Origin of the sequence: Frigoribacterium sp. 9N (assembly GCF_902506305.1) — a bacterium.
In the GTDB taxonomy this organism is placed as follows: Bacteria; Actinomycetota; Actinomycetes; order Actinomycetales; family Microbacteriaceae; genus Frigoribacterium.
Window position 1 is genome coordinate 471,195 of record NZ_LR733392.1, and the last position, 6,995, is coordinate 478,189.

Consider the following 6,995-nt stretch of genomic DNA (forward strand, 5'->3'; position numbering starts at 1 on the left):
CTCCCCCGCTGGCGAGCCCCACCGCAGCACGAGCCAGGAGTTGCCGACCGGGGCCGTCCGTGTCGGCAACTCCTGGCTCGTGCTGCGGTGGGGCTCGCCAGCGGGGGAGTCGGGGCCGGTGTCGGTCAGCGTGCAGGAGTTGCCGACCGGGGCCGTCCGTGTCGGCAACTCCTGGCTCGTGCTGCGGTGGCGTTCGCCTGCGGGGGAGTCGGGGCGGGTGTCGGGCAGGGTGCAGGAGTTGCCGACGAACCGAGCACCGCGCACCGCCCACCGAGCAGGGCCTTTGGCGCACGGCGCACCGCGCACGGCGCACGGCGCACGGCGCACGGAGCACGGAGCACCGCGGAACGTCCGTCGCCCGGGCTCCACCCTCGTCGCCCGTTCCTCGTCCGGGTGATCTGTCCCCCCAATGGTGGACACGGTCGGCACGCCGGCCCTAGTTTGGGTGTCACCCGAGACGTGACGATCCCCGTTCACCCGACCCCGGCGCCGTACCCGAACACGGCACCGGGGGAACAGGTCGAGGCGCGCGTCTGCCCTACCCGAAAAAGGCACCACCATGCATTCGCTCACCCTCGCGGGGTCTCCCCGTCGCGGGCGGAGGGCCCTGCGCCTGTCCGCCGTGCTGCTCGCCACCCTCGCCCTGGCCGGCACCGCCGCCCTCACCGGCACCGCGGCTCCGGCCCGGGCCGCCGAGATCGACGGTGCCATCACGAACGTGACGGTCACCCCGACGACGCCGAAGCAGGGCTCCCAGCTCACGACGACGATCGCGTGGCAGGTGCCCGACGACACCCTCGCCGGTGACACCTTCACGCTGACGCTCAGCGAGCACCTGAAGAACCTGCCCACCGACTTCGCGCTCCGCGACCCCGCCACCGGTGCGGTCGTGGCCGACGCGGCCGTCGTCGGGACGCGCCCGTCCGTGGTCACCTTCACGATGACCGCCTACGCCGAGGACCACCTCAACGTCAGCGGCCAGGCCTTCGTCACGTCCGACTTCGAGGGACGCACCACCCCGTCGGGCGTGCCCACCCCCTTCACGTCGACCACGAACGACGGTCGCGACTTCACGACCGTCGTCACTCCGACCGGTGTGTTGCGCGGATCGGACGTCGTGACGAAGTTCGGCACCTACACCCGTGCCGACCAGGGTCGACTCGTGGCCGACGACTTCCTCGTCTGGAGCGTGAACACGCCGATGGGGCCGTTCGACTCGGCCACCGTCGGTGACTCGGTCCCCGCCGGCGAGGCGTGGTCGTTCGACTGCGACACCGCCGTCTTCACCGAGATCCGCACCAAGGCCGACGGTTCGCTGGCCGCCCCGGTCGCCGTGACCCCGGCCTCGTTCGACTGCACCGACTCCGGGTACACGGTCTCGTGGGGCGCGCAGACGCGGACCGCGCAGTACCGTGCCGCCGTCGCCGTGAGCCTCGCCGCCCCCACCGGCACCGCGACCGCCCCGCAGACCTTCACCAACGCCGCGACGGCATCGACCGTCCGGGCCGGTGTCGCCGCCGCCAGCCGGGTCACGGCCTCGAAGGTCCAGGCCTCCGCCGGGGGAGTGGGCAGCGGTGACGTCCCCGTCTCCGCCGTGACCATCACGAAGGGCGACGCCGCGGGCCACGCGGCCGACACCGCCGACGCCGCCGTCGTGCTCTCCGACGGGACCGCCTCGCTGGCCTACCGGGTGACCAACACGGGTGCCGACGCGCTCGCCGACGTCTCGGTCTCGGACGCGGTCGTCGCCAACGGCACCGTCACGGGCCTGAGCTGCGACTTCAGTGCCCTGGGCGGACCGTCCACCGGCGTCACCTGGGCCGGCCCGCTCGCGGTCGGCGCCTCGTTCGACTGCACCGCCGCCCTCGCGGGTGTCACGGCCGGCACCGTCGACCACCACGACGTCGGCACCGTGACGGCGCGGGGCATCGAGTCGGGCCAGGCCGTGACGTCCTCGAACGCCTGGTTCGCCCGCGTCTCCGGCGCGACCGGCACGACCACCACGCCGACGTCCGCCCCGACGACGACCCCGGCCGCGCTCGCCGCCCCCGCGGCGGGCCCGACCGCCCCGGCCGCGTCGACGCCTCGACCGGCCGCCGCGGCAGCGACCACCGGTCTCGCCTTCACCGGGGCCGAGCTGGCCGGTCCGGTCACGCTGGCCGCACTGCTGACCCTGCTCGGTGCAGCGCTCGTCGTCTCGGCCCGTCGCCGTGCGGCCCGCGCGGCGCTGACCGGTGACGCCGACCGCAGCCACCGCGGCGAGTAGCCGACCGCCAGGGGGTGCCGGGTGCGGCGGACACGACGTCCGCCTCACCCGGCACCCCCCTTTCGTCCAACCTGCACCTCCCCGAAACAGACGTGGACTAGGTTCGCTACTCGTGACAGAAGACAACGGACACACGATGCGCGTCGTCAGCTACAACCTTCGCGAGCACACGGCCAAGGGCGAGATCCGGTCGCTCGCCGAGGACAACGACGCCGACGTGCTCTGCCTGCAAGAGGCCGACACGAAGGACATCCCCGACGAGTTCGGCGAGTTCGCCCTCGCGGCGTCGACGCACAACAACCGTCTCGGGCTGGCGGCCTACTACCGCCGTTCGCGCTTCGAGTTGCTCGGGACGAACGTCTACGCGCTGAAGAAGTCGATGCACGACCGGGTGATGTCGCCGGCGCACGAGCGTCTCCTGGCCATGCACCTGGCCGACCGGCAGAGCGGACGTGACGTGCTGATCGGCTCGTTCCACGCCGCCCCGCTCACCGCCACGAACGCCCTGCGGAAGAAGCAGGTCGAGTCGGCGCACCGCCTCATGCGTGCGCTGGCGCCCGGCGTGCCGATTCTCATGGTGGGCGACTTCAACTACCCGTGGTTCCACGGCGGTCTCCGCAAGCACATCGAGCGCGACGGCTTCGTGCTGACCCGCAGTTCGACCCCGACCTACCTCGGCTACAAGTACGTCAAGGGCCACTTCGACTTCGCGACGAGCTACGACCTCAAGATCGAGGACGTCGTCACCCTGCCGGCCGGCATCAGCGACCACCGTCCGATCCTGGTCCGCGCCCGGGGGCTCTGACCTCGCGGGTTCCGCACACGACGACGGGCCCGGTCACCTCCTCGGTGGCCGGGTCCGTCGTCGTGGTGCCGGGAACCGCAGGAGGCGCGGTGCAGCCGACAGCCTCACCGCGCCTCCTCGGGGCCGGGAACCGCAGGAGGCGCGGTGCGGCCGACAGCCTCACCGCGCCTCCTCGGGTCGTCGCGCCCGCAGGCGCCGCCGGGGCCTAGGCGGCCAGGGCGAGCTCGCGGGTCTCGACCGACGAGGCCTGCACGATGGTGCGGCTGGGCTCGTGGCGCCAGCTGCGACCGGGGATGACCCAGCCGGCCGCTCCGTCGACGACGACCGACGCACCGACGCGCACGGCGGCGGTGACGTCGTCGCGCCAGGCGCGGACGGCGAACTGGGTGCCGCGGTCGTCGACGACGACGAACTCGACGAGGCGGGCGGTGGTGAGGGTGGGCGCGGTCGTGACCGTGCCGGTGATGCTGATGATGTCGTTCATGATGCTCGATTTCGATGTGTGCTCTGTGTTGCGACAGAATCCGTGGCACGAGATGCCGGATGGGCGCTCGTGGTCCGCCTGACGGCGGTGGTCGGGCCTGCGGTGACGACGGCCGGAGAAGTAGGGCAACGATGATCGGTGGTCATCGTGCGCATCCGGCGAGGTCGTCTCGCGAGGCTGTTCGGGCGGTGCACCGGTGTGGACTCGGTCGTCACCGCACGGGGCACTTCTGAGAAGAGGGGCCCAAGCGACTCACCACAGTAACACGCCCGGGGTACGTCCACCAGTGTTTCCTCGGAAGGTTCGACGGGGGTGAGTGGTTGGCTCTACACATGACCACGATCCCCACCATCACCCTGAACAACGGAATCCAGATCCCTCAGCTCGGGTTCGGCGTCTACCAGGTCGACCCGGCCGAGACCAAGGACGCCACCCTCACCGCGTTCGAGGTCGGATACCGCCACATCGACACCGCCGAGATGTACGGCAACGAGGCGGGCGTCGGCGAGGCGATCGCCGAGAGCGGCATCGACCGCAGCGAGATCTTCGTCACCTCGAAGCTCAACAACGGCTTCCACAAGCGTGACGACGCGCTGAAGGCCTTCGACGGCACGCTCGACGCGCTGAAGCAGGACTACGTCGACCTGTTCCTCATCCACTGGCCGCTGCCCGGCATCGACGTCGACTACGTCGAGACCTGGAAGGCCCTCGAAGAGATCCACGCCAGCGGCCGCGCGAAGTCCATCGGCGTCTCGAACTTCCAGCAGCCCCACCTCGAGCGCGTCCTCGACGAGGGCTCGGTCGTCCCGGTCGTCAACCAGATCGAGGTCCACCCCTACCTGACCCAGGACGCGCTGCGCGAGTTCGGCGTCTCGAAGGGCATCCACACCGAGGCCTGGTCGCCCATCGCCCAGGGCGGCGTGCTCAAGGACGAGACCATCACCGAGATCGCCGAGCGCGTCGGCAAGACGACCGCGCAGGTGACGCTGCGCTGGCACATCCAGCGTGGCGACATCGTCTTCCCGAAGTCGGTCACGCGCTCGCGCGTGGAAGAGAACTTCGATCTCTTCGACTTCGAGCTGACCGACGCCGACGTGGCCGCCATCACCGCCCTGAACAAGGACGAGCGCACGGGTCCGAACCCGGACGAGTTCAACTACATCCCCAGCTGATCGCCTGATCGGCACGACGTCGCGCTCGGTCGCGACGCCGAGGCACCGAGGCCGGGTCCGCACGTCGTCACGACGAGCGGGCCCGGCCTCCGCACGTCGAGGCGTCGGGCGGGCGCCTAGTACGATCGACGTTTCCCCCGACCACAGCCGACCAGATCCGGAGGGCGTGACACGGTGCGACGGATCGTCGGCGTCCTACGCCTGCTCGCGGCCGCCGTCGGCGTCGTCGCCCTCGTCGCCGACTTCGTCTACGTGCTCGGTTTCAGCACCTTCAGCTCGATCAACTACTTCAGCTACTTCACGCAGCAGAGCAACATGGCGAACGTCGTGGTGCTCGCCTTCGCCGGCGTCGTGTCGTTGCGCGGGCGGCAGGAGCCCGGCTGGTTCGCAGGAGTCCACGCCCTGGTCAGCACCTACGTGATCGTGTCGGGCATCGTGTTCGGCATCATCGTCGCCGAGTCGGCGAGTCACGACTACCGCATCGAGGTGCCCTGGTCGAGCCAGCTGCTGCACTTCGTGATCCCGACGTTCGTGCTCGTGGACTGGGTGTTCGGCCCCGACCGGCCGCGGGTGCGGTGGCGGGTGCTCTCGGTGGTGCTGGTCTTCCCGCTCGTGTGGGGCGTGTTCACGATCGTCCGGGGCGCCGACGTCGGCTGGTACCCGTACTTCTTCCTCGACCCGGCGCAGGTCACCTGGCCGGGCGAGTTCCTGTTGTACAACGGCATCGCCCTGGGCACGATCGTCGGGGTGCTCGTGGGGCTCGTCGCGCTGAGCCACGTGCGGCCGCACGCGCGGGCACGCCAGGGTGGCGGGCCGGCGTCGGCGACGGGCACCGCACCTCCTGCGGTCGACGGACGAGGAGGCGCGGGTCAGGACGTCGGGTCGGCCGTCGGCTCGTCGGTGGGCGCGGGGGACCCGGCGGCCACGAGGTCGAGGTAGGGTGCCAGGCTCTGCATCGCCGAGGCCACCGCCGCGTCGTCGTCGAGGCCGGCGACCTCGGCCGCCGCGTCGCCACCCGTCAGCGCGACGAGCACGGGCGCGCCGGTCGCCGGCATGAGGTTGACGAAGAGCCGGTAGGGGGCGTCGTCGTCGAGCACGGCCCAGACCGTGGCCTGGGTGGACCAGAAGGCCTCGTCGAAGCGCAGCCAGAGCACCTCGCGCGTGCCGACGCCGAGGGCCTCGATCGCGTCCGTGTGGGTGGACGGCAGGTCGGGTGAGAACTCGGGCACGCCGGTCTTCAGCACGCCCAGGGGGATGGTCGACACGGCGCGGTCGACCGAGAGCGACTCGCCGGTCGCGAGCCTCAGCCCCACGCCCTGGTCGCCGTACTGCACGCGGACGACGTTGCTGTCGCGGAGCACGTCGAGGCCGTCGAGCAGGCCCGCGACGAAGCCCGACAGGCCACCCGTCACCACGGAGGCGCCGGTGGGCAGCAGGTCGCCCGCGGGGTCGTCGCCGAGGGCCGAGGCGGCGAGGTCGTCGGCCCCGGCCCCCCAGCGGGCCGGGAGGAGGTCGTCGAGCACGAGCGCGAGACGGTCGGCGTCCGAGACCCCGTCCGGACCGGGCAGGGCCGAGACCTCGTCGGCCCCCGAGCCGGAGAGGGCGTCGGCGACGCTCGTGCCGGAGTCGGCGTCGGTCGTGGTGGAGCGCCCCGCGGCCCAGGACGCGGCCCGGTCGAGACGGTCGGCGGCGTCGCCGAGGGAGTCGACCGCACCGTCCGACGTCCGGACCTCGACGGTGTCGTCGAGCGGCCGGGTGCGGACGCGGGCGAGGGCGAGCGCAGCCTGGAGGGCCACCGACCCGGGGCCCTCGAGCAGGCCGACGCCGAGTTCGACCGGGTAGGGCCAGTCGTCGTCGTGCACGCTGTGCACCCGGCCGCCGACCCGGCCGCGGGCCTCGACGACCACGACGTCGTAGCCCCGGTCGACGAGGGACCGCGCCGCGGTCGCCCCCGCGATGCCGGCGCCGATCACGGCGATGCGCTCGTCGGCCGCGGCGACCCCGGCGACCTGCGCCGCGACGTCGAAGCCCGACTGGCGCGCACCGTAGACCGTGCCGCCCATCGTCGAGGCGACGGCTTCTCCGGCGAAGAAGAGGCGGTCGTCGAGCGGGGTGCCGAGCAACCGGCGGTCGGCGTCGGAGGTGCCGGGGGTGAGGTGGCTCGTCGCCCCGAGGGAGTAGGGATCGTCGGCCCACGAGCTGCGGCGGAAGGCGGCGGGGGCGACCGTGCCCGACGGGGTCGGCGTCGGCGTGGGGGTCGGCGTGGCG

Annotated in this window: 7 protein-coding genes; 4 read left to right on the forward strand and 3 right to left on the reverse strand. The window is 72.1% G+C overall.

The genetic code is table 11. The annotated features are described in order from the left end of the window. A partial coding sequence (locus ARTHRO9V_RS15755; RefSeq protein ID WP_236556930.1) for a hypothetical protein occupies window positions 1-264 on the reverse strand: 264 nt, incomplete at its 3' end. A gap of 295 nt (window positions 265-559) precedes the next feature. Between ARTHRO9V_RS15755 and ARTHRO9V_RS05305 the strand changes: the two genes are divergently transcribed. Both ARTHRO9V_RS05305 and ARTHRO9V_RS05310 read left to right on the forward strand, forming a co-directional pair. Next, complete coding sequence (locus ARTHRO9V_RS05305; RefSeq protein ID WP_159825976.1) at window positions 560-2,266, forward strand: Ig-like domain-containing protein; 1,707 nt, start codon at window positions 560-562, stop codon at window positions 2,264-2,266. A 136-nt stretch (window positions 2,267-2,402) separates the two neighbouring features. Continuing rightward, window positions 2,403-3,071 (forward strand): endonuclease/exonuclease/phosphatase family protein, encoded by a 669-nt coding sequence (locus tag ARTHRO9V_RS05310; RefSeq protein WP_159828476.1) that lies wholly within the window; start codon window positions 2,403-2,405, stop codon window positions 3,069-3,071. Between the two features lie 205 nt (window positions 3,072-3,276). Here ARTHRO9V_RS05310 and ARTHRO9V_RS05315 read toward each other — a convergent pair whose 3' ends face one another. Beyond that, window positions 3,277-3,555 carry a hypothetical protein gene (locus ARTHRO9V_RS05315; protein ID WP_056046704.1) on the reverse strand — a complete coding sequence of 93 codons (279 nt, stop codon included), beginning with the start codon at window positions 3,553-3,555 and terminating at the stop codon, window positions 3,277-3,279. A gap of 332 nt (window positions 3,556-3,887) precedes the next feature. On the opposite strand from ARTHRO9V_RS05315, the gene ARTHRO9V_RS05320 reads away from it, so the two are divergent. Together ARTHRO9V_RS05320 and ARTHRO9V_RS05325 are read left to right on the forward strand one after the other, a co-directional pair. Then, the gene (locus ARTHRO9V_RS05320; RefSeq protein ID WP_159825978.1) at window positions 3,888-4,727 is read left to right on the forward strand and encodes an aldo/keto reductase; all 840 of its coding nucleotides are present in this window, start codon (window positions 3,888-3,890) and stop codon (window positions 4,725-4,727) included. Between the two features lie 174 nt (window positions 4,728-4,901). Then, complete coding sequence (locus ARTHRO9V_RS05325; protein WP_056046700.1) at window positions 4,902-5,666, forward strand: Pr6Pr family membrane protein; 765 nt, start codon at window positions 4,902-4,904, stop codon at window positions 5,664-5,666. Here the strand turns inward: ARTHRO9V_RS05325 and ARTHRO9V_RS05330 are convergent. Then, on the reverse strand, window positions 5,597-6,995 hold a 1,399-nt coding region (locus tag ARTHRO9V_RS05330), incomplete at its 5' end, for an FAD-dependent oxidoreductase (RefSeq protein WP_159825980.1). The two genes, ARTHRO9V_RS05325 and ARTHRO9V_RS05330, sit on opposite strands and share 70 nt — an antisense overlap.